The organism is Bradyrhizobium sp. USDA 4473, assembly GCF_054063335.1.
The window spans coordinates 6517293-6542881 of record NZ_JBSSGE010000001.1; the positions used below are offsets into that span (position 1 = coordinate 6517293).

Genomic DNA, 25589 nt, shown 5'->3' on the forward strand with positions numbered 1-25589 from the left:
CTTGCACCCAAGCCGTCATCCACTATGGTTTCGCATGACGCCGCGTCCTTGCGGCACGCCGGAACCAGCTCATGACGCAGCCAACCGCAAAACGCTTCCCGACGCCCGCTCTCGACCAGCTCCCCGAGGATATCCGCAGCCGAATCCTGGCGGTGCAGGAGAAGTCCGGCTTCGTACCGAACGTCTTCCTCACTCTGGCCTATCGGCCCGACGAGTTTCGCGCGTTCTTTGCCTATCACGACGCGCTGATGGAGAAGGACTCCGGCCTCTCCAAGGCCGAGCGCGAGATGATCGTGGTGGCGACCAGCGCCGCCAACCAGTGCCAGTATTGCGTGATCGCCCATGGTGCGATCCTGCGCATCCGCGCCAAGAATCCGGAGATCGCCGACCAGATCGCTATCAACTACCGCAAGGCCGACATCACGCCGCGGCAGCGCGCCATGCTCGACTTCGCCATGAAGGTGAGCCGCGCGGCCGAGGAGGTCGCGGAAGGCGACTTCGCCGCGCTCACAGCCCACGGCTTCAGCGACGACGATGTCTGGGACATTGCCGCGGTGGCGGCGTTCTTCGCGCTCTCGAACCGGCTCGCCAACGTCACCGGCATGCGGCCGAACGCCGAGTTCTACACGCTCGGGCGGCAGCCGAAATAGAGGACGGCTCACAGAGGACATCTTGGTGGACTGGAGCGAGATCATCCTGCGGCTCGGCGCGGCCACCCTGGCCGGCAGTGCGATCGGGCTCGACCGCGACCTGCGCGGCAAGCCGATCGGCCTGAAGACGCTCGGCCTCGTCAGCCTCTCGACCGCGACCGTCGTGCTGCTGGCCTTGCATGGGGTCGATCCCGGGAAATTCACCGATGCGGTCAGCCGCGTGATCCAGGGCGTGCTGACCGGCATCGGCTTTCTCGGCGCCGGCGTGATCGTCCGGCGCGGCGATCGTTTTCACGTCCACGGCCTGACCAGCGCCGCATGCGCGTTCTTCGCCGCATGCGTCGGGATCGTCTGCGGCGCCGGACACTGGCCGATCGTCCTTACCGCGCTCGTGCTGGCATTCCTGCTGCTGACCTTCGGCAAGCGCACCGAGCGGTGGCTGCACCACGTGCTCGGCGGCAAGGAAGATCCAGCCAAGCCGGAGGCCGTCCCCGGTCAGTCGTCGGATGCCGGCCCGCACCAGCCGGGCAGATAGACCGCGTCCTTGCTGCGGCCGAGCGCCAGCCCCTTCTCCAGCGCCTTGGCGAAATTGTTCTCCACCGTCTTGCGCGGGATGTGGCGGCGCAGGAAATCGGCCCACAGGAATTCGCTGAAGGGCGTGGTGTCCTTGGCGAAGCCGCCGGCCCGGCGCATCTCGCCGGCAAGGCTGCGGAACGGATCGTCCTTGAGATCCTTGATCGACTTCGGAATGTCCTTGAAGTGGCAACGGTCGCCTTTGGAATTGTAGGGATAGACCCAGCGCTTGTTGTCCATCACGCCCCAGAACACGTCGCGCTCGACCATCGTGAGATCGCCGATCACCGTGACCAGGATGTCCTTGACGCCTTCCTCATGCAGCGCACGCGCCATGTGATGATGATCGACCACGTAGTAGCGATCGTCGGGACCGTGTACGACCGGGATCATGTGCTTGCCCAGCAGTTCGGCGCGTTTTTTGTCCGAGCTGTGCTCGCGCCAGCGCTTCCGCTTTTCCTTCACCTCATGCATGCCGACCGTCATCTGGGTCGGCCGCAGCGACATGATCGGGACCGGTTTGACGTAAGGCTCGCGCGTATGGGCCATGATTTGCACTCCCGTTTGACCGGCACCCCGGAATGGGTTCCATTATGACATGATGTCACAGGCGGACGAAAGAGCCGGTTCGACGGAACGAGTTTGCGAGCAAACGAGCCTGAAGGCCCGCACGATCCGCCTCGGCAATCGCGAGGTGGTGACCGAGGGCTTGGAGCTCAGCAGACATTCGCCATCGCTCCATCGCCAATGCCGCCACGCGGCTGTGGCTGTTCAAGAACGGTGTCAGCAAGGAAGCATGGCCCGACGCCGATCCCACGAACTGCCGTTGGTGCAGCCGTCAATGCCAGTCTCGGCCTGATCGTCTCGGGCTACGACGACGTTGCAGCGCAAACTGTGCATGCGCGAAAATCCTGCAAGCATTCCGACATCCGCATCGGCCATCGCTACGCGGAGATCCTGCACACGACCGACGACGGCCGTCTGCGGATCGACTACAGTCGGTTCCACGAGACGCTCGAAGGATGAATACCACCTCTGCGCGCATCAAGATTTTAGGTGTGAAGCGCGGCGAACATGCTAAACATGAGTGGCGACGCGACCGGACTGACAACAGTGAAGACGCAGCGGCCAATTTCCTCGGATGACGAGCACGTGGTGCTCAAATTCCGGCCGCGTACCTCGGCGCAGCCGCCCGGCAAGCGCGAGCAACCGATCCGACCGACCCGCCCCGCTTCCGTCGCCAACGACCTCTCCCGTTACGAGAAGCCGCGCGAGGAGCCGGACGATTTCCGGCAGCGCATGCTCGCCAACATCGCCGCCTTCGCCTTCACCGTGGCACTCACCGCGATCGGCATCTGGCTCGCCATGAGCATCGCCGATTTGCGCAAGACCCAGGATTGCGTGCTGATGGGACGCCGGGATTGCGCGAAGATTACCGTGATGCCGCGCACCTAGGCGGGCCGGAACCGTGCCCAAAAACCGTCCTGGCCGGCCCGGCCAAGCTCCATTGAACTAACGGCCCTGCTCCGATATACGGGCACACGACTCCGGCAGCAGCGATAGGGATTTCCGGGGCACCGCGCCCGCCTCCTCCAAGCCGACCCGGAATTACCTTCAAAATATCAAAGGCTTAATGATGTCCTCCACATTCGAGCAGATCGCCAACATTATCGCGGAGACGTGCGACATCCCGCGCGATACGATCAAGCCGGAGAGCCATGCGATCGACGATCTGGGGATCGACAGCCTCGACTTCCTCGACATCGCCTTTGCCATCGACAAGGCGTTCGGCATCAAGATGCCGCTCGAGAAGTGGACCCAGGAGGTCAACGACGGCAAGGCCACCACGGAGCAGTATTTCGTGTTGCAGAATCTCGCCGACCGCATCGACGAACTGGTTGCGGCCAAGAACGCGAGCACGGGCACGGGCTCGTAATCGCCCATCATGCAGCTTGAAACCTTTCAGCTGATCGATCGGATCGTCGACCTCAACCTCGACGCCAAGACCATTGTCGTCGAGGCGGATGTCCCGCCGGAGAGCCATTCGGTGTTCACCGGACACTTTCCGGGTTACCCGATCATGCCCGGCGTGCTGCTCACCGAAGCGATGGCCCAGAGCTCGGGCTGGCTGATCCTCGGTCTGACCAAGTTCGAGCGCATGCCCTTCCTCGCGATGGTCAAGGAAGCCAAGATGCGCGGTTTCGTCAGCCCCGGTTCGACGCTGACGATCGAAGCCAAGATCGAGCACGAAGGTTCAGGCTTCACCGTGACCTCGGCGAAGGTCCGCGTCGGCAAGGAGCTCAAATGCAATGCCGAGCTGACCTTCCGTCATATTCCCTTCCCCAGCCCGGACTTGCGCGTGCACATGGATGCGATGGCCGGCAAGATCGGGTTTCCGCAGCAGGCAATAAGTAATGGCTGAGAAGGAAGTCTGGATCACCGGCGTAGGCCTGCTCTCCTCGCTCGGCGAGGGGCTGGATGCGCATTGGCAGGCGCTGGGCGAAAAGCGCGTCAATGCCGACGACAAGCGTCTCGCGCCCTACGTGATCCATCCGATCGCCCCCGTGAGCTTCGACGCGCAGATCCCGAAGAAGGGCGATCAGCGCCAGATGGAGACATGGCAGCGGATCGGCACCTATGCCGCCGGGCTGGCGCTCGATTCCGCCGGCGTCAAAGGCAATCAGGAAATCCTGTCGCGGATGGACATGATCATCGCAGCCGGTGGCGGCGAGCGTGACCTCACTGTCGACCTGGCGATCATGAATGCCGACGCGCAGGGCAAGCTGCCGCCCGCCCTGCTCAACGAGAAGCTGATGAACGAGCTGCGTCCGACGCTGTTCCTGGCGCAGCTCTCCAATCTGCTCGCCGGCAACATCGCGATCGTTCACGGCGTGTGCGGGACGTCGCGCACCTTCATGGGCGAGGAAGCCGCGAGCATCGATGCTGCGCGGATCGCGGTCGCCCGCATCGGGGCCGGACAGAGCGACATCGCGCTGGTCGGCGCGGCCCATAACGGCGATCGCGGCGACCTCTTGATGCTCTATTCGTTCGGCGACTTCGCTCTCAAGGATCAATACGCGCCGGTCTGGGCGCGCAGGAATCACCCGGGCTTCGCCATCGGCTCGGCCGGGGCCTTCCTGGTGATGGAATCGCGCGAGCACGCCGAGGCGCGGGGTGCCAAGCCGTACGCCAAGCTGACCAAGGTGGTCGCGGATCTCGCCAAGCGCAAGCAACCCGGCGCCGTGACGAAGTCGCTGCAGGCGATGTGGCCGCAGCTCGGCGTCAGCGACGCCAATGCCATGCTGATCACGGGTGCGACCGGCGCGGAGCCTGCGACCGCCGAGGAGCGCGAATTCCTCGGTCAGCACCCGGACGTTGCCGTGCGTGCCACCGGGACGACCTTCGGGCACACCATGGAGGCCCAGTTCCCGCTCGGGCTCGCATTGGCAGCATTGTCGATCTCGCGCGGCGCGCTTTATCCGGCCAACGACCCGACCGGGCTGGAGGTTGAAAAGACCGAGGCGCCAACCCAGATTGTCGTGTTGGGGGTCGGCCACTGGCAGGGCGAAGGCATGGCGCTGGTCGAGGCCGTCAAGTAATTCGGCGCAAGCACCGACGGGGACACCATGACAGCACCACGCGATAAATTCGGCCGACCGATCGTTGTCGTGACCGGCATGGGAATCGTGACGTCGCTCGGCGGCGGCAAGACCGACAATTGGAAGCGCCTCACCGCGGGCGAGTCGGGCATCCGGACCGTCACCCGCTTCCCGCTCGACAGCATGAAGACGACGATGGCCGGCGCCGTCGATTTCGTCACCGTCGATCCGTTCTCCTCGACCAGCCTGTCGCAGCGCCTGGCGGAGATCGCAGCCGAAGAGGCGCTGGAGCAATCCGGCATCGGCGGCAAGGGCGACTTCCCCGGCCCGCTATTCCTGGCGGTCGCACCGATCGAGACCGAATGGCCGCAGCGGCTCGAGGTGGCGCGCGACGTTCCGACCAAGGACTTTGGCATCATCGAATACCTGGCGACCTGCAGCGGCGGCAAGTTTGCGCATTTCCACCGGCGCTTCACCTTCGGCTCGGTCGCACTCAGCCTCGCCGAAACCTTCGGCACCAAGGGCTCGCCGATTTCACTCTCGACGGCATGCGCATCCGGCGCGACCGCGATCCAGCTCGGCGTCGAGGCGATCCGCCGCGGTGAAACCGATGCCACGCTGTGCATCGCCACCGACGGCTCGGTCAATCCCGAAGCCATGGTGCGGTTCTCGCTGCTGTCGGCGCTTTCCACCCAGAACGATCCGCCGCAGGCCGCCTCCAAGCCGTTCTCGAAGAACCGCGACGGCTTCGTGATGGCCGAAGGCGCCGGCGCGCTGGTGTTGGAGAGCTACGAGGCCGCGATGGCCCGTGGCGCGCGCATCCTCGGCGTCGTCGCCGGCTGCGGCGAGCTGACCGACTCCTTCCACCGCACCCGCTCGGCCCCCGACGGCAAGCCCGCGATCGGCTGCGTCCGCAAGACGCTTGCGGACGCCGGCATGGAGCCCGAGCAGATCGATCACATCAACGCGCACGGCACCTCGACGCCGGAAAACGACAAGATGGAATATCTGGCCACCTCGGCGGTGTTCGGCGAGCACACCAAGAACATTCCGGTGTCGTCGAACAAGTCGATGGTCGGCCACACCATCTCTGCCGCCGGCGCGGTCGAGGCGATCTTCTCGCTGCTCACGCTCGAGCATCAGCGGATTCCGCCGACGATCAATTACGAGGTGCCCGATCCCGCGATCCCGTTCGATGTGGTCGGCAACAAGGCGCGCGATGCCAAGGTGACCGCCGTGATGTCGAACTCGTTCGGGTTCGGCGGGCAGAACGCCTCGCTGATCCTGACGCGCGAGCCGGCCTAGCCCGGCGCCCTCGCCTCGACAGATGAAACGCCTGATCCTCCGCACCAGGGCGCAGCTGCGTGACGCTGCCAAGCCCGTGACCGACGCTGCCATTGGCGCGTTGACGACCGGACTGTTGCGCACCACGCGCTATTTCGATCCGGAGAAGACCGCACGATTCTTCGGCCACGCCGCGCATTTCATCGGCCGTCGGCTGCGCGAGGATCGGATCGGCCGCGAGAACCTGACGGCCGCCTTCCCGGAGAAGTCACCGCAGGAAATCGAAGAGATCCTGACCGGCGTCTGGCACAACCTCGGACGCATCGGCGCCGAATTCGCGCACATCGACCGCATCTGGGATCATGACCCCCAGAATCCCGACAAGCCCGGGCGCGTCGAATTCTCGGCGCGGAGCAAGCAGCTGTTCGACCAATTGCGTGACGACGGCAAGCCGGCACTGTTCTTCGCCGCGCATCTCGGCAATTGGGAGCTCTCGCCGATCGCTGCCGCCGCGCACGGCCTCGACGCCACGATCCTGTTCCGGCGGCCGAACATCGAGGCCGCCGACCGCGCCATCGAGCGCATCCGCGCCGTCAACCTCGGTACGCTGGTCCCCGCCGGCCGCGACGCGCCGCTCAAGCTGGCGCAGGCGCTGAAGGACGGCCAGCACGTCGCGATGCTGGTCGACCAGTATTTGACCAACGGCGTTCCCGTCACCTTCTTCGGCCGCAAGACCACCGCGAACCCGCTGCTGGCGCGCCTGCGCCGGCAGATCGATTGCCCGATCCACGGCACGCGGATCATCCGCCTGCCCGATGGCCGTTTCCGCGGCGAGGTCACCGAGGAAGTGAAACCGGTGTTCGACGCGTCCGGCCAGATCGACATCCAGGGCACCATGCAGGCGATCACCGACATCGTCGAGGGCTGGGTCCGCGAGTATCCGGATCAATGGCTCTGGCTGCACCGGCGCTGGCGGTAGGCTCCACATTCGTCATTGCGAGCCAACGGGTTGCGCGAACGCGCGCCCGATGACAGGCTCCGCGAAGCAATCCATTTCTCCTGCATGCGGAGCGATGGATGCTTCGTCGCTTCACTCCTCGCAATGACGGATAGACCTACTTCCCGGTCTTCACGCGCGTCCACAGCCGGTTGATGATCCGCTGCGTCGCCGGATCGCGCGCCGTGATCACGAACAGCTTCTTCTGCATCGCCTCGTCGGGATAGATGTTCTTGTCGTTGAAGATCTTCGGATCGATCAGCTTCTGGCTCGCCAGATTGCCGTTGGCGTAGGACAGGAAGTTCGAGTTCTTCGCCGCGACGTCGGGACGGTAGAGGTAGTTGATCAGCTCATAGGCCTCGGCGACGTTCTTGGCATCGGCGGGAATCGCCAGATTGTCGAAGAACATCTGCGCGCCCTCCTTCGGGATCGTGTAACCGATCTCGACGCCGGTGTTGGCTTCCGCCGCCCGGCTGCGCGCCTGCATGATGTCACCAGACCATCCGACCACGAAGCAGATCTCGCCCGAGGCCAACGCGCTGAGATATTCGGATGAATGGAATTTGCGCACATAGGGCCGGATCTTGATGACGAGATCGGCGGCCTTTTCGAGGTCGGCCTGCCTGGTCGAATTCGGATCGAGGCCGAGATAGCTCAGCGCCGCCGGCAGGATGTCGTCGGCGGAATCCAGCATGTGGATGCCGCAATCCTTGAACTTGGCGAGGTTCTCCGGCTTGAACACCATGTCCCAGCTGTCGATCTTCGCATCGGGCCCCAGGATCTTCTCCGCCATCTTGACGTTGTAGCCGATGCCGGTGGTGCCCCACATGTAGTTGGCGCCGTAATTGTTGCCGGGGTCGTAGGTCGCGAGCTGACCGGTCACGACCGGCCAGGCGTTGGCGAGGTTCGGCAGCTTCGATTTGTCGAGCTTCAGAAACACCTTCGCGGTGATCTGCCGCTGCAGGAAATAGCCGGTCGGCACCACGACGTCGTAGCCGGACTTACCGGCCAGCAGCCGCGTCTCCAGCGTCTCATTGGCGTCGAACGTGTCGTAGATCACCTTGATGCCGGTTTCCTTGGTGAAGTCCTCGAGGACTCCCGGCGCCATGTAGTTCGACCAGTTGTAGAAGTTGACCGTGCGCTCCTCCGCGCTGGCGGACGCAGCGAACAACAGAACCGTGGCGACCGTACCGACGAGGCTGACGAGACGACGGCTCTGCTTCTGCATTCTGGTCTACCTCTTGCGACGATGCACCGCGTCCGACAGCCGCTCCAGCGCGGTGTCGAGCGTCGAGTCCTTTTTGGCGAAACAGAAACGCACGACCGACGTCACCGCATCCTGCTCGTAAAACGCCGACACTGGAATAGCCGCGACTTTGTAATCCCTTACAATTCGCCAGCAGAACTCCGCATCGGCCTCATTGAGGCCGAGCGGCGACAGGTCGACCGTGAGGAAATAGGTGCCCTGCGACTTCAACACCGGAAAGCCGATGCTCTCGAGCCCCTTGCTGAGGCGATCGCGACTGCGCGCCATGTCCTTGCGCATGTCGAAGAAATAATCGTCCGGCTTGCCAAGGCCGTAGGCGACCGCCGCTTGCAGATTGGGCGCGGTCGTGAAGGTGAGGAATTGGTGCACCTTCGCGGCGACACGCAACAGCGGCGGCGCGGCGCAGACGAATCCGATCTTCCATCCCGTCAACGAGAAGATCTTGCCGGCGCTGCCGACCTTGATGGTGCGATCGCGCATGCCGGGGATTGTGATCAACGGAATGTGCTCGCGGCCGTCGAACACGACGTGCTCCCAGACCTCGTCGCAGATCGCGACCACATCGAACTCCTGGCAGTACCGCGCCAGCAGCTCGAGGTCCTCGCGCGGATAGACCACGGCCGCAGGGTTGAGCGGATTGTTGAACAGCACCGCCTTGGTCTTGTGGTTGAAGACGCTGCGCAGCATCTCCTCGTTCAGCCGCCACTCCGGCGGTTCGAGCCGCAACAGCCGCGGGATGCCGCCGGCCTGGCGGATGATCGGCAGATAGGAATCATAGACCGGCTGGAAGCACACCACCTCGTCGCCCGGCTCGACCACGGAGAGGATCGATGAGGTCAGCGCTTCGGTGCCGCCTGACGTGACCATCACCTCGGTCATCGGATCGAGCTTGAGTCCGTGCCAGTGGCCGTAATGCGTTGCGATCGCCTGACGCAGTTCCGGAATCCCCATCATCGACGGATACTGGTTATAGCCGTTGATGGAGGCGTCCGCGGCGGCGCGGCGGATGTCCTCCGGTCCGGGATCGTCGGGAAAGCCCTGGCCGAGATTGATGGCGTTGTTGTCGCGCGCAGCCTGCGACATCGCCTCGAAGATGGTGACGGGAAGGTCCGCGAAGACCTTGTTCATGGAGGTCATGTCAGGGATCAGCCGCCGGTCTTGGTCGGCAGTCCCGCCGCCTTCCAGCCGATGATGCCGCCCGCGAGGTGCTTGTCGTAGGGCAGGCCCGCGGCCTGGGCGGCCAGCGAGGCCGTCACCGAGCGCTTGCCGGAGCGGCAGGCGAACACCACCTGCTTGCCCCGCGGATCGGGGATCGCAGCCGGATCGAAGCTCGACAGCGGCACCACGAGGCCGTCGGGATAGGCTTCGACGGCGACTTCATTGGGCTCGCGGACGTCGACCAGGAGATAGCGGCCTTCCGCTATGCCCTTCGACACCTCGTCCGGAAACAAATCTTCCACCTTGTGATCCGCCACGGAAATATCCTCCCGATATTGCTTGGCGAGCGTCGCATGGCTCGCCGTTCCGGGCCGCAAAGTCGCCTCTCGCGGCAAGAAAATCAAGCGTCCGAAACGGGTTAGATGCCGCGCAGAAAAGCTGGATCGTGGCCTAGATCGTGACCTGCGTGCCGACCTCGACCACCCGCCCGGTCGGGATCTGGAAATAGTCGGTGGCATCGTTCGAGGAGCGGCTCAGCGCGATGAACAGATGGTCCTGCCAGCTCGGCATGCCCGAATGGGCCGCCGGCTTCAGCGCGCGGCGGGACAGGAAGAACGAGGTCGACATGATGTCGAACTGCCAGCCCAGCTTGCGGGCGATCGCCAGCGTCTTCGGCACGTTCGGCTGCTCCATGAAGCCGAACTTCAGCGTCACCTTGGAGAATGTCTCGGTCAGCTGCTCCATCCGGACCCGCTCGGACGGATCGATGCGCGGCGTCGGCGCGGTCTCGATGGTGAGGATGACATTCTTCTCGTGCAGCACCTTGTAGTGCTTGAGGCTGTGCATCAGCGCGGTCGGTGCGCTGACCGGATCGCTGGTCAGGAACACTGCGGTGCCGGAGACCCGCTGCGGCGGCCGCTTCTCCAGCATCGCGACGAGATCGGCGAGCGGGAATTCCAGCTTGCGCGACTTCTCGAACAATAGCCGGCTGCCGCGCCGCCAAGTGTACATCACGACCATCATGGCGCCGCCGAGCGCCAGCGGCACCCAGCCGCCCTCGAACACCTTGAGCAGATTGGCGGCCAGGAACGTGATGTCGAGGAACAGGAACGGCGCCACCAGCGCGGCGGCGGCGACCGGCGACCAGCGCCAGACCTTCCAGATCACCACGAAGCCCATCATCGCGGTCACCACCATGGTGCCGGTCACCGAGATGCCGTAGGCCGACGCCAGCGCGCTCGACGAACGGAACATCAGCACCAGCACGATCACCGCAATGAACAGCAACCGGTTGATGCGCGGCATGTAGATCTGGCCGGAATGCGCCTCTGACGTATGGCGGATCTCGAACCGCGGCATCAGGCCGAGCTGGATCGCCTGCCGGGTCAGCGAATAGGCGCCGGTGATGACGGCCTGGCTCGCGATCACGGTCGCCATGGTGGCGAGCGCGACCATCGGGATCAGGGCCCAATCCGGGAACATCAGGAAGAACGGGTTCTCGACGCCCTTGGGATCGCCGATCAGGAGCGCGCCCTGCCCGAGATAGTTCAGCGCCAGCGACGGTAGCACGATGAACAGCCACGCGGTCTGGATCGGGCGCTTGCCGAAATGGCCGAGATCGGCATAGAGCGCCTCCGCACCGGTCACGGCGAGGAACACGGCACCGAGGGTGATGAAGCCGATCACGCCGTGATGCAGCATGAACGACACCGCAAGGATCGGATTGAGCGCGTACAGCACCTCGGGATGCCGCACGATCTGCGGCAGCGCGGCGATCGCGATCACGGCGAACCAGACGCACATCACCGGCCCGAAGAAGGCGGCAACCCGCGCGGTGCCGCGCGACTGCACCGCGAACAGCACGACCAGGATCACCACCGTGAGCGGCACGACATAGGGATCGAAGGTCGAGGTGACGAGCTTGATGCCTTCGATCGCCGACAGCACCGAGAGCGCCGGCGTGATCACGGCATCGCCGTAGAACAGCGCGCCGCTGATGATGCCGAGCAGCACGATCGCGGCTCCGCCCTTGGTCACCGCGCGCTGCGCCAGCGCCATCAGCGCCAGCGTGCCGCCCTCGCCATTGTTGTCGGCACGGAGCAGGATCACGACGTATTTGAGCGTGACGACGACGATCAGCGCCCACAGGATCAGCGAGAGCACGCCGAGCACCGCATGCGTCGTGACGGCGCCCTCGCCGCCGGCAGCCGCAACCACGGCCTCGCGTAGCGCGTAGAGCGGGCTCGTGCCGATGTCGCCATAGACGACGCCGATGCTGCCGAGCATCAGCGCCTTGAAGGTGGCGGTTGAATGCGCCTCGCCATGGCCGTTTACCGCGGGCGTTTCCGCCGCGGTGATCGCACTCTCGGATGACATGGGAAGCTGCGCCTCTGTCTTCTGCCGCACTGCACAATGCCGGGTTGCAGGCCTATACTCCCGGCAGGAATGCATAGGTTAGCACGGATTCAGGCCTCCACTATGCGTATCACGCATAGATCACGGTTTCTCAACGCCGGAATTCGCTGCCGGCTCAGATAGTTACCTGAGTACCCACTTCAACCACCCGCCCGGTCGGAATCTGGAAATAGTCGGTGGCATCGTTGGCGGAGCGGCTCATCGCGATGAACAGATGGTCCTGCCACTGCGGCATTCCGGACTGGGCCGACGGCTTCAGCGAGCGGCGCGACACGAAGAACGAGGTCGACATGATGTCGAACTGCCAGCCGAGCTTGCGAGCGACCGCGAGCGCCTTCGGCACGTTCGGCGATTCCATGTAGCCGAAGCGCAGCCGCACCGCGGTGAACTTGTCGCTGACCTTCTCCATGCTGACGCGCTCGGACAGATCGACGCGCGGCGTCGGCGCGGTCTCGATGGTCAGGATCACATTGTGCTCGTGCAGCACCTTGTTGTGCTTGAGATTGTGCAGCAGCGCGGTCGGCACGAAGCTCGGGTCGCTGGTCAGGAACACCGCGGTGCCCTTGACGATATGCGGCGGCCGCTTCTCCAGACTGTGGACCAGGTCGCGCAGCGGCACCTCGATGCGGCGCGTCTTGGCGACCAGGATCGCGGCGCCGCGGCGCCAGGTCCAGATCATCGTCGCCATCACGATGCCGAACAAGAGCGGCACCCAGGCGCCCTCGAACAGCTTCAGGAGATTGGCGCTGAAGAAGGTCATGTCGACGATCACGAACGGCAGGATCAATGCCGCCGCCGATGCCACCCGCCAGTTCCACAGCTTCCAGATCACGATGAAGCCCATGATGCCGTCGGCGACCATGGTGGTGGAGACGGCGATGCCGTAGGCCGAGGCGAGCCCGCTCGAGGTGCGGAACAGCAGCACCAGCAGCAGCACGCCGATCAACAGCAGCCGGTTGACCCGCGGCAGGTAGATCTGGCCGGCATGGGTCTCCGAGGTGTAGCGGACCTCGAAGCGCGGCAACAGCCCGAGCTGCACCGCCTGGCTGATCAGCGAATAGGCGCCGGTGATGACCGCCTGGCTCGCGATCACGGTCGCGGCGGTGGCGAGCCCGACCAGCGGCAGCAGCAGCACGTCGGGCACCATGCGGTAGAACGAGTTCTCGATCGCGCCAGGGTCGGACAGCACCACCGCGCCCTGCCCGAAATAGTTCAATAGCAGCGACGGCAGCACGAAGAACAGCCAGCCGGACTGGATCGGCTTGCGGCCGAAATGCCCGAGATCGGCGTACAGCGCCTCGCCGCCGGTCACCGCGAGGAACACCGCGCCCAATGTCACCAGGCCGATGGTGCCGTGGGTCAGCATGAACTGGAGCGCGTAGTACGGATTGATCGCCGCCAGCACCGACGGATCATCCATGATGTGGGCCACGCCCATCGCCGCGAGCGAGGCGAACCACACCACCATGACCGGCCCGAAGGCCGAGGCGACTCGGGCGGTGCCGGAGCGCTGCACCGAGAACAGCACGACGAGGATCAGGATCGTCAGCGGCACCACATAGTGCTCGAGATGCGGCGTGGCGAGCTTGAGGCCTTCGACCGCCGACAGCACCGAGATCGCCGGGGTGATCATGGAATCGCCGATGAACATCGAGGCGCCGACCACGCCGAGCGCGAGCAGCGGCCAGCTGCGCCGTCCGAGCGCGCGCTGGCCGAGCGCCATCAGCGACAGCGTGCCGCCCTCGCCATTGTTGTCGGCGCGCAGCAGCAGCAGGACATATTTCGCGGTGACGACCGTGAACAGCGCCCACAGGATCAGGCTGAGCACGCCCAGCACCATGATGCGGGTGACCGGCTGGCCGTGCGCGGCACCGCCGACCGCCTCGCGGAATGCGTAGAGCGGCGACGTGCCGATATCGCCGAACACCACTCCGATGCTGCCCAGTGTGAGGGCCCAGAAACTGGATGTGCCGTGCCCCGCACCCTGGATCGTGCCTTGAGTGTCCTGGGCTTCGCTGGATGTGACGCTGGCAGCCATGGCGAAGTTGGAACGCCCGATCGGTTGATTTTGATCCGCGCGGCTATCGACGCTTCCGCCCCGCCTGTCAACCAAGCAACACCGCCCGCGCGACGGTAACATGGTGTTTTTGGGGCTACGGCTTCAAGTCCGGCGGCAGCGGCGGATTTTCCCGCATCAACGTGATGGTCACGCGACGGTTGGCCGGCAGTGTCGGGTCGTCGGGAAACAGCGGCTGGCCGTCCGCCTTGCCGGAAACCGCGAAAACATGCGACGGCGGCAGTCCTTCCCGCTCGAGGATCTGCCGCACCGCATTGGCGCGGTCCGCGGACAGGTCGAAGGCGTCGTATTCGCTGCGCGCCGGCACGAAGCCTGCGGCTGTATGCCCCACGATCGCGATCCGCAGCGGCGTCGCCTTCAAGGGCGCTGCGAGCTTCTGGATCAGCCGGCGGGTGCGCTCATACGGCTCCCTGGAGCCGTCGGCGAACATCGAGCGGCCGTCCTGATCGACGATCTCGAGGTTGAGCCCCTCCTTGGTCTCCTCGAACATGATGTTCTTGGATATCTCGGTCAGCTCCGGCATGTCCTGCAGCGCCTGGCGCAGCGAGGCCGAGGCGAGCGCGAATTCGCGGTCGATCTTCAGCCGCGCGCCGTTGATCTGGCTGCGCTCCTGCTCGTCCGGGGTCGGATTGGCCGAAGACTCCTCCGGCGAGATGTGCTCGACGTTCTTGAGCTTCGGCCGGGTCGGCAGGCCGTCGGACTCGACGATGCCCGAATAGCGCACATTGGTCTGCACGCCGAAGGCGTCGCGCATCGAGCCGGCGACGATCTTCAGCTTGTTGTTGTCCATAGTGGAGAACGCGACGAGCATCACGAAGAAGCTCATCATCAAGCCCATCAGGTCGGCAAAGGTCACGAACCAGCCGTGACCTCCGGTATGGGCGTCGCCGCGTTTTTTCTTCGCCATTGTCGCGTTTCCCGAACCCGCCGGCCGGTCAGGCCGGCACCGGCTCGCCTTCCTCCTGGCGATGCTTCTCCGGCAGATAGGCCAGCAGCATCTCGCGCACCAGCGCGGGGCTCTTGGAGTCGCGGATCATCAGGATGCCGTCGATGATCAGCGTGCGGTTGGTCTCCTCGTCGAGCAGCTTGCCGTGCAGCTTGTCGGCGATCGGAAGACAGAACAGGTTGGCGACCAGCGCGCCGTACAGCGTCGCCAGCAGCGCGGTCGCCATGAACGGGCCGAGCTTCGACGGGTCGGTCATGTTGGCGAACATCTGCACCATGCCGATCAGCGTGCCGATCATGCCGAAGGCCGGCGCGCAGTCGCCGATCGCACGATAGATCTTGCTGCCCTCGTCGAGGTGCATCAGGAAATTGTCGCGGTCGCGCTCCATGTTGTCGCGGATGAATTCGAGGTCGTAGCCGTCGGCGACGTAGCGGATCCCCTTGGCAAGGAACGGCTCGTCGGTCTCGACCTTCTCGAGGCCGACCGGGCCCTGCTTGCGGGCGATCTCGGCAATGCGGGCGAGCTCGTCGACCAGGTCGCGTGCCGACAGCCGGCTCATGGTGAAGGCAAACTTGGCGCCGAGCGGCAGCCCGTGCAGCATCACGCCGAGCGGAAAGCGGATCATCGTCGCCGCGATCGAGCCGCCGAAGATGATGATCATGGCATGTTCGGAGATGAACATGTGCAGGTCGCCGCCCATGAACATCATCACCGCGATGACGATGATGCCAGCCAACAGCCCGGCGCCAGTCATGATATCCATAGGAGACTCCAACGCGTACGCAACCTGCCCGTCCTGGACGGCGCGCAGCCCAGTGGGGGCCGCGTGGAAAACCCTAGCGTTAACGCCATTAAGGACGCGTTACCGAATTTGGTAGGGATAACAACGGGTAAACGCCGGCCTTTTCGCGATGTCGTTGAAGATGCTGGCTTTCCGCATCGAACGCCGCCACGGCATGCGCAAAAGCCCTCCCCGTAGAACAACGGACATGAGATAGGTGGGCTCAAAGCGTTTTCGAGCGAAAGCCTGTCCCGGACTTGATCCGGGATGGCTACCGGTTCGTGTGAAGAAAACGCGTCAACACAAGAATTGAGAGCCCCGTTCCGATTCAATCGGAACGGAAAAGGCTCTCGAGGAAACGAACAAGCGAGCAGGACAGGATGAAGGCGGTCGTCGTCGAGCACTATGCGCCCATCGAGCAGATCGAGCTGAGGGAGATCGCCACCCCCGAACCCGGACCCGGACAGATCCGCGTCCGGATCCACGCCGCGAGCATCGGCTTCGTCGACGGGCTGAAGGTCGAGGGCCGCTACCAGACCAAGGACGCCCTGCCCTTTACGCCCGGTGCGGAATTCGCCGGCGTGGTCGATGCGGTCGCAAGCGACGTCGCCGGCATCGCGCCGGGGATGCGGGTGATGGGCGCGGCGCGCTCGGGTGCTTTGGCCGAGCAGATCGTGGTGCCGCCGGCTGTGGTCGAGATCATGCCCGACGGCCTGTCGATGGAGGCCGCAGCCGCCTTCCGCACCAACTACCTCACGGCGCTGTACGCGCTCGGCGAGCGCGGCTCGCTCAAGGCCGGCGAGCAGCTCCTGGTGCTCGGTGCCGCCGGCGGCACCGGCATCGCCGCGATCCAGATCGGCAAGCTGCTCGGCGCGCGTGTCATCGCCGCGGCCTCGACCGAGCAGAAGCGCAGCTTCGCCGCCAGCTTCGGCGCCGACGCCGTGGTCGACTACACCAGGCCCGATTGGCGCGACGCGCTGAAGGAGGCGACCGGCGGCCATGGTCCCGACGTGATCTTCGATCCGGTCGGCGGCGAGGTCTCGCTGCAGGCGTTCCGCTCGATCGCCTGGAACGGCCGCCATGTCGTGGTCGGCTTTGCGGCGGGCCAGATCCCCGCGCTGCCATTCAACCTGCCGCTCCTGAAGGGCGGCCTTCTGATCGGCGTCGACGCTGCCCAGATCGCGCGCCGCGAGCCGGAGGCGCAGGCGCGCGTGATGACGCAACTGTCGGCGTGGCTGAACGATGGCCGGCTGACGCCCGTGGTCGGCAAGGTGTTCGCGTTCGACGATTTCCGCGCGGCGTTCACCACCATGCAAACCCGCGCCGCGCTCGGCAAGATGGTGGTGCGGATCGGTTAGCGGGAAAGACAAACTGCCGATGTTGTCCTGGCAAAAGCCAGGACCCGTAACCACCGCATTCGGTGATGAACGGGACCGCGGCCCCAGCGTCGCACAACAATGAGCATTCGGGGTAATGGGTCCTGGCTTTCGCCAGGACGACGATGAGGATGGGTTTCGATTCACTTGCCACACTGTCGGTGTCATCACCCGCGAAAGCGGGTGATCCAGTATTCCAGAGGCAGTAATGCTTGAGCCGAGAGGCCGCGGTGTACTGGATCGCCCGGTCCCGTCTACGCCAAGGCTTCGACGAGGCAAGCAGTCCGTGGCGCGCCGAAGCTTTAGCGGAGGCGGCGAGCCGCGCGATGACAGTTGTGGACGAGGATACAGTTTCGCGTTCTCGCGACATGAATTGTCCGAGCTTTGCTCTTTCGTTCCGCCCTCTCCGTTGGTGAGGGCGCAGGGAAAGCCGGGTGCCGATTGCACCCATGGGCCCCGTGCAATAGGTAGAAAGCACGGGGGGTAGGACCACAGGTGTAACCGGAGCAATCCGGCTTTCCCTGCGCGATGGGTTACGGCTTATACGTGCTCTCCCCGGCGAGACTTGGCTTTGTTGTCACCGTCTTCACAACGCGCACTGCGCAATCGGAAGAGACACCTACCGCTAGGGCGTCAGGCCTGCACGATTTCACCGTCCGCTTCATGCGCATTCGTCGACTGCACAATCGGCGTCCACCGCATCTCGACCCGCGTTCGTGACGACCGCGAAGCGCCCCTCGTGTCGGGCGAGACGGACGCATTAAACATCTGAGTTGGGTCTGGTGTCAAGTTAATTTCTGAAAAGCCGAACGGATCGATCGCGGATCGATATCGCTGCCGCCATCCGCAATTCCATGCGCCTGCAGTGCGGTGACATCCACTTGGTTCCTATATTTTCGTTGCCGTGGCGGCGGGGAACGAGTTCAAAATGTTGACGTTAACCGGTGCATCTTGATCAATTTGCACGAGGGGTCGGCGGCGGGCCGCTATCTTCGAATGAATCCCAATACAGCCGACGTGTCGGACAGCCAACGGCTTCAATTGCTGATCGACGCGATCACCGATTATGCGGTCTATCTGGTCGAGCCAGACGGCACGATCGCAAGCTGGAATTCCGGCGCCGCCCGGCTGAAGGGATATAGCGCCGACGAAATCATCGGGCGACCGCTTTCGACCTTCTATACTCCCGAGGATCAGGCCGCCGGACTGCCGCAAAAGGCACTGGCGGTCGCCGCCGAACAGGGACGTTTCAGCTCGGAAGGCTGGCGGGTCCGCAAGGACGGAAGCCGTTTCTGGGCGACCGTCGTGATCGATGCGGTGAGAGATCGCAAGGGGTCGCTGATCGGTTTCGCCAAGGTTACGCGCGATGTCACCGAGCGGACCGAAGCCACCAAGGCGCTGCTCGACAGCGAACGGCGCTATCGCCGGCTGATCGAGGCCGTCGTGGACTATGCCATTTTTCAGCTCGATGCCTCGGGCGTCGTCGTCACCTGGAACCCCGGCGCAGAGCGGATCAAGGGCTACGCGCCGGACGAGATCATCGGCCAGCACTTCTCGCGATTCTACACGGAAGAGGACCGCGCAAACCGCGTGCCCGACCGCGCGCTCGAGCAAGCAAGGCAAAGCGGCCGGTTCGAAGCCGAAGGATGGCGTGTCCGCAAGGACGGCACCAAGTTCTGGGCGTCGGTGGTTATCGACAGGATCATGGACGAGAGCGGTGCCGTGGTCGGCTTCGCCAAGGTGACCCGCGACATCAGCGAGCGCCGCAACGCACAGGAGGAGCTCGCCAAGGTTCAGGATCAACTGCTTGCCTCGCAAAAGCTCGAGGCGGTCGGACAACTCAGCGGAGGCGTCGCGCACGATTTCAACAACCTGCTGATGATCGTGATCGGCAACCTCGAAACGATGGAGCGACATGGCCGGCAGCTTGCCGGCAATCCCAATTTCCAACGCGCCCTGTCTCATGCGAAACGCGGCGCACAGCGCGCAGCGAGCCTGACCAGCCGCCTGCTCGCCTTCTCGCGCCGACAGGCCCTGTCACCGAAACCGATCGAGCTGAACAACTTCCTCAACAGCTCGCAGGAATTTCTGCAACGAACGCTTGGCGAACGCGTCGACGTTCAGACCGTCGGCAGCGCCGGGCTCTGGCAGATTGAAGCCGATCCAAACCAATTGGAAGCAGCCATCCTGAACCTCGCGATCAATGCACGCGACGCGATGCCCGAAGGCGGCAAACTGACGATCGAGGCCTCGAACGTGTCGGCCGATCACGCATACTCCTTACGAAATCCCGAACTCAGTCCCGGGCAGTATGTGGTCATCAGCATCACCGACACGGGTGTCGGGATGAGCCACGACACGTTGAGCCATGCTTTCGAACCGTTTTTCACGACCAAGGAAGTCGGACACGGCACCGGCCTCGGGCTCAGCCAAGTCTACGGCTTCGTGAAGCAGTCGGGCGGCCATATCAAGATCTACAGCGAGCTCGGCTACGGCACCAACGTCAAGCTGTATTTCCCTCGCCACCGTGGGCCGGCCCTCGAGCAGGAAGAGATTGACGAACCGGTCGCCGTAGCCGAGTCGAGCAAGATCGAAACCATCCTGGTCGTCGAAGATGACGAGGATCTCCGCACCTATATCAGCGAGTTGCTGCGAGAATTGAATTATCGCGTGCTGATGGCTGGGAGCGCACAGTCCGCATTGACCATCCTGCTCCAGGAGCAGCCGCATATCGATCTCCTGCTCACCGACATTGTGATGCCGGGCATGAACGGCCGCGAGCTTGGAAAGCGAGCTGCCGAGATGCGGCATGGACTCAAGATTCTCTACATGACGGGCTACTCGCAGAACGCCGTGATACATCATGGCCGGCTGGACCAGGGCGTCGAGCTCCTGGAGAAACCGGTCTCGCAAGCCAAGCTTGCGTTGCGCGTGCGGGAAATCCTCGACCGCCGCTAGAGCGCGATGAGATTTGGTTGAATCGTCATCGCTTTGGCTCTTTGTTTGAACATGATCTCCGCGCAAACGCGTTCCGCGTTTGTCGCGAGGGGACCCGCTTCGCACTTTTTCGGATCGTGCTTCAGCCTGTCCGACCGATGCACCGCCGAGTGTTTGTCGGGCGGGCGGCCAGCCCGACGCGCGGAGCCGAAATTATCACAGGTTATTGTCCCGCAAGTTCCCGCCGCCTACCGTTCACTGACGAGAGCGTACTGGGCCGCACCATGCAGGATATGTTGAAGCACCTTGAGAAGCTTCGCCGCGACGCGGCGGAGTGCGCACTGATCCGCGACCTGGCCACCGACATCCGAAAGCGCGAGCTGTTCACCAGATTGGCCGACCATCTCACCGCACTCGCCGCAGAGGTCGAGAAGGCCATTGCCGCTGCCGCGGCCGGCAAGCAAGGCGATGCTGTCTAGGTCGCGTCCGTTTCCGCGACAGCACGCTTCCCAAGATCATCTCGCGCGCCGCTGGAAGATCGATTTAACCACCGGAAAGCCACCACGTCCGACCGCAGGAACCAAATTCGCAATAGGGCATTGTCATTCACCCAGCGGTTGAGAGGTAATATGCCGCCAGTATCGGTATGTGTGCCGATCCTGTAGCATTCCTTGTCCACAGGGGGGCCAATTAGCCGTCGTCTGCTGTATTTCAGGAATCTTCATCTTGGCACTTTTTGCATATCGAATATCGGCCACGACGTCCCGGTGGCGGGCGCCGACCACCGCCAGCAGGGCCGCGCGATGAAGACGGACAAGGCCATCTGGTACGTCTCGTTCGCCGTGCGAAACGACCCTGACGCCGGACATCACCGCTTCGCGCGCCAAACCCGCACCTTCACGACAGAGCAGGATGCCAAGGCGTTCGCGCGCACCCTGCTCGATCAGACGCGGGACGTCAGCGCCGGCACGATCAATCCGCATATGCCAAGACGCGTGATCGCGCCGGCCGCGATCACGGCCTGGGCCGGCGACAGCTGAGATCCACGTCCCCTTACAGGAAGCGCGCCGGCGAAAACGGGGCGAGCGGAATCTCCGGCGCCGTGCCGCTGAGCAATTGCGCGACCAGCCGGCCGGTGCGGGCCGACCCGACCAGCCCGACATGGCCGTGGCCGAAGGCATAGACCACGTCGCGCGAGGCGCTGCTGTGGCCGATGCAGGGCCGCCCGTCGGGCATGCTCGGGCGATGGCCGAACCAGGTCTTGATCCGCGACGGTGGAATGTCCCGGGGCAGTTTCGGGAACATGCTGAACAGATGCTCGCGCAGGATCTCGGCGCGCTTCCAGTTCGGCGCGGCGTCGAGGCCAGCGATCTCGACGGTGCCGGCGGCGCGCAGGCCCTTGTCGGTCCAGTTGACGACCATCTTGGCATCCGAGGCCATCATCGAATTGCGCGGGCCGGACTCCGGGTGCTCGATCATGACGTGATAGCCGCGCTCGGTCTCGAGCGGCAGCGGATCGCCGATCGATGCGGTCAGCTGTTTCGAGCGCGCGCCGGCGGCGACGACCGCCGCGTCGCAGGCGATCTCACCACGCTCGGTGACCACGGCGACGAGCCTGTCGCCGGCAAGCTTGAGGCCGGTCGCCTTGGCGGCGACGCGCTCGGCGCCGCTTGCGACGGCGTGCGCGGCGAGTGCTGCGACGTAAGCGCCGGGATCGCGGCAGCGGCCGGCCTCCTCGACCACGACGCCGAATTTGTAGCGCGGATGCAGATCGGGCTCGCGCTGGCGCATCTCATCCTCATCGAGCTCGAGCCATTCGATCCCGACGCGCTTGCGGATGCGCCAGCCGAGATCGCGGTCGAACGGCGCGCGCGAGGGAAACACATGCATCACCCCGCGCCGCTCGATCAGCTCGGGTACGCCGGCTTCTTCGGCGAGCTGCCGGTGCAGCAGCGGCGCATCCTTCAAGAGATCGCGCATCGCCCGCGCGGTGGCCTCGACCTGCGCCTCGGTCCAGCTCGACAGCAGATACCTGATCAGCCACGGCAGCGCCTTCGGCAGATACGACCAGCGGATCGCGAGCGGCCCGAGCGGATCCATCAGATAGCCCGGCACCTTCTTCCAGGTGCCGGGCTCCGCCGGCGGGATCACCGAATGCGACGACAGCCAGCCGGCATTGCCATAGCTCGCGGCCTGCGTGCCGCCGGGCTCGCCGGGATCGATCAGCGTGACGCGATGACCGGCGCGCAGCGCCTCGATGGCCGAGATCACGCCGACCGCGCCGGCGCCGATGATCGCGACGTGACGCCCCGTTCCGGTCATCAGCGCTTCGCCTTTTGATTGGGCATGATCTTCGGGCAAACGCATTGCGTTTGTCGCGGGGAAAACCGCTTCGCACTTTTCCGGATCATGCCTCGGGCACAAAGTCCTTGCCGACCGACAGCGCGCGCTGATCGACCAGGCAGTGCAGGATCGCCGGCTTGCCGGAGGCCAGCGCGCGCTCGAAGGCGGGCGCAAAGTCCTCGGTGCGCTCGACCCGCTCGCCATGACCGCCGAACGCCTTGGCGTAAAGCGCGAAGTCCGGGTTCCTGAGCTGGGTGCCGACGACGCGGCCGGGATAATCGCGCTCCTGATGCATGCGGATGGTGCCGTATTGCGCGTTGTCGATGACCACGACGATCAGCGGCGCGTCATACTGCACGGCGGTGGCGAACTCCTGCCCGTTCATCAGGAAGCAGCCGTCGCCGGCGAATGCGACGACGACGCGATCCGGATGATGCCGCTTGGCCATCACGGCCGCCGGCACGCCGTAGCCCATCGAGCCCGAGGTCGGCGCCAGCTGCGCGGCGAATGAATGGAAGCGATGATGGCGGTGGATCCAGCCGGCGTAATTGCCGGCGCCGTTGCAGACGATCGCATCCTTCGGCAGCCGGTCGCGCAGCCAGGTCACGACCTCGCCATATTGGAAGCTGCCGGGCAGCTCGCGCGGCTTGTCGGTCCAGGCAAGATAATCGGCGTGCGCCTTGGCCGCCTCGCCCGTCCAGGCCGGCGCGGCCGCGGGCTTCATGGTCTCGACCGCAGCCGCGAAGGCGGCAGGCGTCGCCTGGATCGCCAGCGCCGGCTGGTAGACGCGGCCAAGCTCTTCGGAGCCGGGATGGACGTGAATGAGCTGCTGGCTCGGCGAGGGAATGTCGAGCAGCGTATAGGAGGAGGACGGCATCTCCGACATGCGGCCGCCGATCAGCAGGATCACATCGGCGCCGGTGAAGCGATCCCTGAGCTTCGGGCTCGGGCCGATGCCGAGATCGCCGGCATAATGCGAATGGTCGGCATCGAACAGCGAGGCGCGGCGGAACGAGGTCGCGACCGGCAAGTCGAACCGTTCGGCAAAGCGCGCGATGCCCTTGGTGGCGTCGGCGGTCCAGGCCGAGCCGCCGAGCACCACCAGCGGTGCCTTGGCGGATGCCAGCATGGTGCCGAGACGCTCGAGATCGGCCGGCGCCGGCCAGCTCGCCGCCGGCTCGACCTTCGGCGCGTCGGCGACCGCCGCGGTTTCGGTCAGCATGTTCTCGGGCAACGAGATCACGACAGGACCGGGACGGCCCTGCAACGCGACACGGAACGCGCGCGCAACCAGCTCCGGAATGCGATCCGGGCGATCGATCTCGACCGCCCATTTCGCCATGGTGCCGAACACCGCCTTGTAGTCGAGTTCCTGGAACGCCTCGCGCTCGCGCATGCCGCTGTCGACCTGGCCGACGAACAGGATCATCGGCGTGGAATCCTGCATCGCGATGTGCACGCCATGGGCGGCGTTGGTCGAACCCGGACCACGGGTGACGAAGCAGATGCCGGCACGCCCGGTGAGCTTGCCATAGGCCTCCGCCATCATCGCCGCCCCGCCCTCGGCGCGGCAGATCACGACGTCGATCGGGCTGTCATGCAGGGCGTCGAGCGCCGCCAGATAGCTCTCGCCCGGCACGCAGGTGACGCGCTCCACCCCTTGCGCGACCAGCTGGTCGATCAGGATCTGGCCTCCGGTGCGGGCGTTGCTTTTGGTCATGTGGGCTCCCTGCGGCATTGGCGCGCGCTCGCGGCTCGCGCGGAATTTGGTCCCACGGGGGTAGGATAGTCGGAAATATGGCGCAAGGCCGAAGTCGCCGCGCAATGCGGCGGCCGCATTGAGCCATGCGGCCGGGATGGGACAGGCCTATTCTCCCGGAAATTCCGGGGCGATGCGAAAGCATCGAACTATGGTGCACTCTTGTGTACCTGAAAATCTCGAGATTGTGGCTCGAGATTCCGGGCCGCGACCTGTTCGCCAAGGCCGGCCTCGCCGACAATGCCGATCCGATCCGGCTGCCGGAGACGGCGGGTCATGCCCTAACGCCGCCGATTCTGATCAGAATAGAAATCCACGCAGGCCTCGGCGCGACGAATAAGGCCCGCGGTCCAGGATGACGGAATGACCGACAGGAGGAACCGGTCATGATAGTATTCGATAACGGGCCAGGCGGAGACGAAAGCGCTCGCGCCGCCGCCCACAAGCCCGAACACGACCGCCACCAGCAGCGCGGCAACCAGAAAGACCGGCAACACCAGCAACGCGATGACGATATCGAGAAGCAATCTCATCGTCTTCCAGACATCTCAGGATGCCACCGTACTTTTCGCTTGGCCTGAAGGTCCATGCCAATCACTGGCAAGCAACGCCGTCTGCAACGACTGCGCCGCAATTGCCTTCATGCAATGATCGACCCGTCGCTCATACTCGAAGAACCACCACCTCCAGAACCGCAAAGGGATGAGAAATCGGGAAGGATAGACCGGGATCGGTGCTGGCGCGTACAGCAGGTCCGGGAATCTGCCACAAAGCTCTGAATGGTTCTCCTTCGCGTACTCGCTCAGCTCCGTGATCAGCACGATGCGCTGGGCAGGCAGCCGCCGCAAGCACTGCTCGATCTCCCAAAACAGGCTTTCGCTCGAGACGGAGAAGTCGATCACAGCAAGATCGGCCTGCTGGAGCAGCGCGAGCAGAACCGGCTTCCAGTCATCGCGAACGTAGGGCTGCTCCCTTGTGTCCGTCATGGACTCGCCGTTCAATCCCGCGATCTGATCCTGCGTTCCTGTCTTGACGACGTTGCGCAGCCGCATGATCCGGCCGTAGCAGCCGATGCACGGCAACACGCGATTGGGAACGTCCGCGCGGGCTTCCTGCCTGAAGCCACGCAGGAAGATGATGCTGCATTCATTTCGTGCGCGGCGCCTTCTTGGCATGACCAGCAGCCACATCAGCAGCGATGCGCCTCCGACGCTGCCGACGATGGCCGCGAAGGAAGGCGTTCCGCCCGGCCCGGATGCACCCGCGAGCCACAAGAAGAAACACCACAGATTAACCGACAAGACGACGCGCAGAGACCAGATGACGGCCGCTACGAAAGCACCGCGGGTGTATGGAGGCCGCAAGGTGATTGGGGCCTCCGTAGCCTCGGCACCGGTCGCAGGCGTATCCAACAACGGCCCCCAGCA

Annotated in this window: 25 protein-coding genes; 13 read left to right on the plus strand and 12 right to left on the minus strand. The window is 64.5% G+C overall.

Going from position 1 to position 25589, the window contains the following annotated elements; all coding sequences use genetic code 11:
- Window positions 1-71: 71 nt before the first annotated feature.
- Together ACVW17_RS30925 and ACVW17_RS30930 are read left to right on the plus strand one after the other, a co-directional pair.
- The gene (locus ACVW17_RS30925) at window positions 72-650 is read left to right on the plus strand and encodes a peroxidase-related enzyme (protein ID WP_456755386.1); all 579 of its coding nucleotides are present in this window, start codon (window positions 72-74) and stop codon (window positions 648-650) included.
- Between the two features lie 22 nt (window positions 651-672).
- Entirely contained in the window at window positions 673-1185 is a 513-nt protein-coding gene (locus ACVW17_RS30930; protein WP_456755387.1) for an MgtC/SapB family protein, read from the plus strand.
- Here the strand turns inward: ACVW17_RS30930 and ACVW17_RS30935 are convergent.
- Complete coding sequence (locus tag ACVW17_RS30935; protein WP_456755388.1) at window positions 1146-1772, minus strand: ParB-like protein; 627 nt, start codon at window positions 1770-1772, stop codon at window positions 1146-1148. The two genes, ACVW17_RS30930 and ACVW17_RS30935, sit on opposite strands and share 40 nt — an antisense overlap.
- Before the next feature lie 231 nt (window positions 1773-2003).
- On the opposite strand from ACVW17_RS30935, the gene ACVW17_RS30940 reads away from it, so the two are divergent.
- From ACVW17_RS30940 to ACVW17_RS30970, 7 genes are all read left to right on the plus strand, one after another.
- Window positions 2004-2249, plus strand: a complete 246-nt coding sequence (locus tag ACVW17_RS30940) for a hypothetical protein (protein ID WP_456755389.1) — start codon at window positions 2004-2006, stop codon at window positions 2247-2249.
- A gap of 87 nt (window positions 2250-2336) precedes the next feature.
- On the plus strand, window positions 2337-2678 hold the full coding sequence (locus ACVW17_RS30945) for a hypothetical protein (protein WP_456756566.1): 342 nt from the start codon (window positions 2337-2339) through the stop codon (window positions 2676-2678).
- Between the two features lie 181 nt (window positions 2679-2859).
- The gene (locus tag ACVW17_RS30950) at window positions 2860-3159 is read left to right on the plus strand and encodes an acyl carrier protein (protein WP_456755390.1); all 300 of its coding nucleotides are present in this window, start codon (window positions 2860-2862) and stop codon (window positions 3157-3159) included.
- A gap of 9 nt (window positions 3160-3168) precedes the next feature.
- On the plus strand, window positions 3169-3645 hold the full coding sequence (locus ACVW17_RS30955; protein ID WP_456755391.1) for a 3-hydroxyacyl-ACP dehydratase FabZ family protein: 477 nt from the start codon (window positions 3169-3171) through the stop codon (window positions 3643-3645).
- On the plus strand, window positions 3638-4822 hold the full coding sequence (locus ACVW17_RS30960) for a beta-ketoacyl-ACP synthase (protein WP_456755392.1): 1185 nt from the start codon (window positions 3638-3640) through the stop codon (window positions 4820-4822). The genes ACVW17_RS30955 and ACVW17_RS30960 overlap by 8 nt, the downstream gene beginning before the upstream one ends.
- Window positions 4823-4849: 27 nt before the next feature.
- On the plus strand, window positions 4850-6127 hold the full coding sequence (locus ACVW17_RS30965; protein ID WP_456755393.1) for a beta-ketoacyl-ACP synthase: 1278 nt from the start codon (window positions 4850-4852) through the stop codon (window positions 6125-6127).
- A 22-nt stretch (window positions 6128-6149) separates the two neighbouring features.
- Complete coding sequence (locus tag ACVW17_RS30970; RefSeq protein ID WP_456755394.1) at window positions 6150-7085, plus strand: lipid A biosynthesis lauroyl acyltransferase; 936 nt, start codon at window positions 6150-6152, stop codon at window positions 7083-7085.
- Window positions 7086-7221: 136 nt separating this feature from the next.
- On the opposite strand, the gene ACVW17_RS30975 is transcribed toward ACVW17_RS30970, so the two are convergent.
- The 7 genes from ACVW17_RS30975 to ACVW17_RS31005 form a co-directional block, all read right to left on the minus strand.
- Window positions 7222-8331, minus strand: coding sequence for a polyamine ABC transporter substrate-binding protein (locus ACVW17_RS30975; protein WP_456755395.1), 1110 nt, complete (start codon window positions 8329-8331; stop codon window positions 7222-7224).
- Between the two features lie 6 nt (window positions 8332-8337).
- Window positions 8338-9507: an aminotransferase gene (locus ACVW17_RS30980; protein WP_456755396.1), complete on the minus strand. Its 1170-nt coding sequence runs from the start codon at window positions 9505-9507 to the stop codon at window positions 8338-8340.
- An 8-nt stretch (window positions 9508-9515) separates the two neighbouring features.
- Window positions 9516-9845 (minus strand): rhodanese-like domain-containing protein, encoded by a 330-nt coding sequence (locus tag ACVW17_RS30985; protein WP_456755397.1) that lies wholly within the window; start codon window positions 9843-9845, stop codon window positions 9516-9518.
- 133 nt (window positions 9846-9978) lie between these two features.
- On the minus strand, window positions 9979-11904 hold the full coding sequence (locus ACVW17_RS30990; protein ID WP_456755398.1) for a potassium transporter Kup: 1926 nt from the start codon (window positions 11902-11904) through the stop codon (window positions 9979-9981).
- A gap of 154 nt (window positions 11905-12058) precedes the next feature.
- Window positions 12059-13981: a potassium transporter Kup gene (locus tag ACVW17_RS30995; RefSeq protein WP_456755399.1), complete on the minus strand. Its 1923-nt coding sequence runs from the start codon at window positions 13979-13981 to the stop codon at window positions 12059-12061.
- A gap of 115 nt (window positions 13982-14096) precedes the next feature.
- Window positions 14097-14927, minus strand: coding sequence for a flagellar motor protein MotB (locus ACVW17_RS31000; RefSeq protein ID WP_456798235.1), 831 nt, complete (start codon window positions 14925-14927; stop codon window positions 14097-14099).
- A 28-nt stretch (window positions 14928-14955) separates the two neighbouring features.
- Complete coding sequence (locus ACVW17_RS31005; RefSeq protein ID WP_016848416.1) at window positions 14956-15729, minus strand: motility protein A; 774 nt, start codon at window positions 15727-15729, stop codon at window positions 14956-14958.
- A 398-nt stretch (window positions 15730-16127) separates the two neighbouring features.
- Here ACVW17_RS31005 and ACVW17_RS31010 point away from each other — a divergent pair, with 398 nt between their 5' ends.
- The 4 genes from ACVW17_RS31010 (at window position 16128) to ACVW17_RS31025 (ending at window position 21100) form a co-directional block, all read left to right on the plus strand.
- A complete protein-coding gene (locus ACVW17_RS31010) occupies window positions 16128-17105 on the plus strand; it encodes an NADPH:quinone oxidoreductase family protein (RefSeq protein WP_456755401.1) in 978 nt (325 codons plus the stop codon).
- A 1014-nt stretch (window positions 17106-18119) separates the two neighbouring features.
- Window positions 18120-20081: a PAS domain S-box protein gene (locus tag ACVW17_RS31015; RefSeq protein ID WP_456756567.1), complete on the plus strand. Its 1962-nt coding sequence runs from the start codon at window positions 18120-18122 to the stop codon at window positions 20079-20081.
- A 263-nt stretch (window positions 20082-20344) separates the two neighbouring features.
- Window positions 20345-20539: a hypothetical protein gene (locus ACVW17_RS31020; protein WP_456756568.1), complete on the plus strand. Its 195-nt coding sequence runs from the start codon at window positions 20345-20347 to the stop codon at window positions 20537-20539.
- 288 nt (window positions 20540-20827) lie between these two features.
- The gene (locus ACVW17_RS31025) at window positions 20828-21100 is read left to right on the plus strand and encodes a hypothetical protein (RefSeq protein WP_456755402.1); all 273 of its coding nucleotides are present in this window, start codon (window positions 20828-20830) and stop codon (window positions 21098-21100) included.
- Between the two features lie 13 nt (window positions 21101-21113).
- Here the strand turns inward: ACVW17_RS31025 and ACVW17_RS31030 are convergent, their stop codons facing one another.
- The 4 genes from ACVW17_RS31030 to ACVW17_RS31045 all read right to left on the minus strand — a co-directional run bounded on the left by ACVW17_RS31030 (window position 21114) and on the right by ACVW17_RS31045 (window position 25574).
- A complete protein-coding gene (locus tag ACVW17_RS31030; protein ID WP_456798236.1) occupies window positions 21114-22382 on the minus strand; it encodes an NAD(P)/FAD-dependent oxidoreductase in 1269 nt (422 codons plus the stop codon).
- An 85-nt stretch (window positions 22383-22467) separates the two neighbouring features.
- A complete protein-coding gene (locus ACVW17_RS31035; protein WP_456755404.1) occupies window positions 22468-24123 on the minus strand; it encodes a thiamine pyrophosphate-binding protein in 1656 nt (551 codons plus the stop codon).
- Window positions 24124-24443: 320 nt separating this feature from the next.
- Window positions 24444-24695: a hypothetical protein gene (locus ACVW17_RS31040; protein ID WP_456755405.1), complete on the minus strand. Its 252-nt coding sequence runs from the start codon at window positions 24693-24695 to the stop codon at window positions 24444-24446.
- Window positions 24696-24710: 15 nt separating this feature from the next.
- Complete coding sequence (locus tag ACVW17_RS31045) at window positions 24711-25574, minus strand: hypothetical protein (protein WP_456755406.1); 864 nt, start codon at window positions 25572-25574, stop codon at window positions 24711-24713.
- Between the last annotated feature and the right edge of the window lie 15 nt (window positions 25575-25589).